General features: G+C 64.7%; 3 protein-coding genes. 1 reads left to right on the top strand and 2 read right to left on the bottom strand.

From position 1 onward, the window contains the following. Nucleotides 1-261: FAD-dependent oxidoreductase (locus AC1D00_RS31435; protein WP_477013337.1), on the bottom strand; the 261-nt coding region annotated here is incomplete at its 3' end. 298 nt (nucleotides 262-559) lie between these two features. On the opposite strand from AC1D00_RS31435, the gene AC1D00_RS31440 reads away from it, so the two are divergent. Further along, on the top strand, nucleotides 560-1,732 hold the full coding sequence (locus AC1D00_RS31440; RefSeq protein ID WP_477013338.1) for an ABC transporter substrate-binding protein: 1,173 nt from the start codon (nucleotides 560-562) through the stop codon (nucleotides 1,730-1,732). Nucleotides 1,733-2,135: 403 nt separating this feature from the next. On the opposite strand, the gene AC1D00_RS31445 is transcribed toward AC1D00_RS31440, so the two are convergent. Continuing rightward, on the bottom strand, nucleotides 2,136-3,720 hold a 1,585-nt coding region (locus AC1D00_RS31445), incomplete at its 5' end, for a bifunctional sugar phosphate isomerase/epimerase/4-hydroxyphenylpyruvate dioxygenase family protein (protein ID WP_477013339.1).

A 3,720-nucleotide genomic window follows, 5' to 3' on the forward strand; every position in this document is an offset into this window, starting at 1 on the left:
CCTGGTCGCATCGACGCCGCTCACGGTCGCGAACAGTGTCGTCACCTCGCGCCGGTCGCGCATGAGATGGCGGACCGGCCAGGCGATCTCGCTGGTGGCAAGCGAGGCGGTGGCGACCTGGTAGAGCAGCGGCTGGAACAGATGATGGTTGCGGCGGTCGATCAGCGTGATGTCGACCGGGGCGCCCGCGAGCCGGTAGGTCGCCTCCAGCCCGCCGAAGCCGGCGCCGACGATGACGACGCGATGGGGTGTGGTGGTCATGATGCGCCCTCGACTCTCGCTGCTTCTCTGCTTCATTAAGTGCGGAAAGTGGCCCGCGGTCCAATAGCCGTCATCAATGGCAGAATAGGCCGGGCGTATCGTCATGCCGCGAAAAAGCGCCGCAGCCTCCGCCGAAGTGAGTAGAATTATATTTCTTGCCATCGCCGATCGGGGCGAAATATGGTGCAGCGGCGGGCGCTGAGCCATTGGCGGCGCGACAGATTTTGCGTTCAATAGAGACAGGCCCGGGGCGGCGATCACCCCGTTTCCGGGAGCAATAATAAGGAGGGGAGTGGTTATGAGGACGGCATTCTGGCTGGCGGGCGCAGCGGCGCTGGTGCTGGCGAGCCCGGCATTCGCCGGCGACACCATCAAGATCGGTTTCGTCTCGACCTTCAGCGGCCCGACCGCCGTGATCGGCAACGACATGCGCAACTCGTTCGAGCTGGCGCTGGATCATCTCGGGCGCAAGATGGACGGCAAGCCGGTCGAGGTGATCTACGAGGACGACGGGCAGAAGCCCGACGTCGGCAAGCAGAAGACCGAGAAGCTGGTGCAGTCCGACAAGGTCGATTTCATCGTCGGCTACATCTGGTCGAACGTGCTGCTGGCCTCGCTGAAGACGGCGGTGGACTCGCAGACCTTCCTGATCTCGGCCAATGCCGGCCCGTCGCAGCTCGCCGGCGAGCTCTGCTCGCCCTACGTGTTCTCGACCTCCTGGCAGAACGACCAGACGCCGCAGGCCATGGGCCTCTACATGAACCAGAAGGGCGTCAAGAGCGTCTTCCTGATCGGGCCGAACTACGCGGCCGGCAAGGACATGCTCGCCGGTCTCAAGAACACCTTCAAGGGTGAGGTCAAGGGTGAGGAATACACGGTCTGGCCGAGCCAGCTCGACTTCTCCGCCGAGCTCTCCAAGGCCCGCGCCTCGGGCGCCGAGTCGATCTTCGTGTTCTATCCCGGTGCTGCCGGCGTGCAGTTCCTCAATCAATATACCCAGGCGGGCCTGAAGAGCACGATGCCGCTCTACACCGCCTTCACCGTCGACGAGCTGTCGCTGCCGCTCCAGAAGGAGAACGCGCTTGGCGTTCCCGGCGCGCAGCAGTGGGTGAATGACCTGCCCAACGAGCAGAACAAGCGCTTCGTCACCGACTACCGCAAGAAGTACACCGGCCTGCGTCCGACCTATTACGGCGCCCAGACCTACGACGCCGCCCAGCTCATCAACAGCGCGGTGGTCGCGGTGAAGGGCGACACCAGCAAGAAGGACGCGATGAAGGCCGAGATGGAGAAGGCCAACTTCAAGTCGCTGCGCGGTGCGTTCAAATACGGCAACAACCACATCCCGGTGCAGAGCTTCTATCTCCAGGACGTGGTCAAGGATGCCGACGGTCAGCTCGCGCTGAAGACGGTCGCGACCATCGTCGAGAACGACCAGGATCGCTTCCATCAGAAGTGCCAGATGAAGTGAGGTGATAATCTCCGCCGCCTCCTCTCCCTCTCCCCGCTTGCGGGGAGAGGGTCGTGGTGAGGGGGAGTCTCCGCGAGGACGGAGCGAGCCGAATTCTTCGATAGTCCCGCATCGTCATTGCGAGCGCAGCGAAGCAATCCAGAGTCTTTCCGCGGAGGGATTCTGGATTGCTTCGCTGCGCTCGGCCGTTGCTCTCCGGCCCATCCTTCGAGACGCCCGCCTTTGGCGGGCCCTCAGGATGAGGACGGGGTGCGCGGCAGCAATTTCGACCGGCAAGAAGCCGCTCAGCCTCATCCTGAGGAGACCGCTGGAAGCGGTCGTCTCGAAGGACGAGGCGTGCGCTCAGGCCCCCGCCAAGAAGTCACATGCGATAGCCCTGCCGTAAGCGGAGAGAGGCGAAGGCCTACACCCGCGGCATGCTCGAGGGCCGCACTTCGCGTGATTGCGCCGCAAGCCTGATCCCGGCATTGGCCGCGCCAAAGCCCTGATAATTCCTTCGCTCGACGATCTCGAAGAAGAAGCGCTCGTCGAAGATGTGGGTGTAGACCTGGAAGAACTCGCCGTCGCCCTCGCGGTCGTAGAGGATGTGGTTGGCGCGCAGCTGCGCCATCAGGTCGGGCGCGAGGTCGTATTTGGCTTCGATGTCGTCGTAGTAATTGTCGGGAATATCCAGAAAGCCCGCGCCGCGGGCGCGCATCGCGGCGACCGCTGCAAAGATGTCCCGGCACGCAAACGCGACGTGCTGCACGCCGGAGCCGAAGAACTCCGAGATGAAGCGGGCGGGCAGGGTGCGGTTGGCGGAGGAGCCGTTGAGCACGAAGCGCAGGCTCTGGTCGCCGTTGATGATGGCCTGGCTCTGTACGAGGCCCCTGGGATCGGCGATCTCCATCTGCGGCAGGCGCTTGAGGTCGAGGATGCCGGTGTAGAACAGCAGCCAGGACAGCATCTCGTCATAGGGCATCGACTGCGCGATGTGGTCGACGGCGAGCAGCGCGTCCGCGCTCGCCTCGCTCGCAACAGGTTCGAAATCGGTGTCCCAGTTCTTGCCGGCCTGATCGAGGAAATAAAGCAGGCTGCCGCCGACGCCGTGGATCGCGGGAATCTCCAGCTCGCCCGGCCCGACCGGCTGGTAGAAGGTGCGCGCCTTCAATGCCTCGGCGCGCTGCATGGCAAGGCCCGCATTGTCGACGTCGAGCGCGATGGCGCAGACGCCGGGGCCATGCGTGACGTAGTGCGAATGCGCGAAGCCGTCGGTCTCGCAATTGATGACGAGCTCGACCTTGCCTTGCGACCAGCGCTCCACCGCCTTGCTGCGATGCTTGCCGGTTTGGCGGAATCCGAGCTGCGACAACAGGCGGGCGAGTTCGCCGGCCTTGGTCTCGTTGACGGCGAACTCGATGAAGCCGGTGCCGCGGCCTTTGGCCTTCGGCGCCAGCGGTTCGCTGACGAGCTTCGGCCAATCGGGTGCAAGCTGGTCCTCCAGCAGGATCAGCGAGCGCAGGCCGTCGATGGCGGTCTGCGCGGCCGAGCCGGCGCGGAACTGGTCGTTGAAGATCTCCAGCGACAGCGGCCCGGCATAGCCGGTCGCCGCGACCGCCGGCATGAATTCGCCGACCGGCAGATCGCCCTGGCCGGGAAACGAGCGGAAGTGCCGGCTCCAGGAAAGGATGTCGAGTTCGAGCTTCGGCGCGTCGGCAAGCTGCACCAGAAAGATCTTGTCGGCGGGGATCGAGGCCATCGCGCGGACTGGAAAGCCCGGGGCGAGTGCATGAAAACTGTCGAGGATGACGCCGATCGCGGGATGATCGGCGCGCCGCACGATCTCCCATGCATCGCGGTAGTCGTTGACGTGCCGTCCCCACGCCAGCGCCTCGTAGCCGACGCGCAAGCCCCGCTTGGCCGCGCGATCGCCGAGCTCGCGAAAATCATCCGCGGCGCGGTCGATGCCGCCGAGCGAGCTGGGGGAGACGTTGGAGCAGATCAGCAGC

This window comes from Bradyrhizobium sp. P2_E8, assembly GCF_056403875.1.

What these genes read in the sequence shown, in the direction of transcription:
- AC1D00_RS31440 (WP_477013338.1), top strand. Translation starts at nt 560, where the DNA reads ATGAGGACGGCATTCTGGCTGGCGGGCGCAGCGGCGCTGGTGCTGGCG.